1 protein-coding gene is annotated in these 250 nt (G+C 72.0%); it reads left to right on the forward strand.

The window, feature by feature from the left end; translation table 11 throughout:
• Positions 1–250, forward strand: a 250-nt coding sequence (locus tag ACM0OX_RS35840) for a biotin/lipoyl-binding protein (protein WP_414519981.1), incomplete at both ends; no start/stop codon positions are given.

A 250-nucleotide genomic window follows, 5' to 3' on the forward strand; every position in this document is an offset into this window, starting at 1 on the left:
CCTGCTGGCCTGTGTTCTGGCCGTCGCCGCCTGCAAGGGCGGGGATGCGAACAAGATCCCGACCGCCAATGTCGCACCGCCTGCCGCTGTGGCGCGCGGGGTCATCGACGCCGAGCCGGGTCTGGTGACCCTGGCTACGCCGTTCGACGGCGTGGTCCGGTCGCTGCGCGTCAAGGAAGGCGATCAGGTTGCGGCGGGCGCGCAGCTGGCCAGTCTGGACGACCGCCTGGCGCGGCTGACCTTGACCGCC

It is taken from the genome of Nostoc sp. PCC 9305, from assembly GCF_963920915.1.
Lineage (GTDB): Bacteria > Cyanobacteriota > Cyanobacteriia > Cyanobacteriales > Nostocaceae > Nostoc.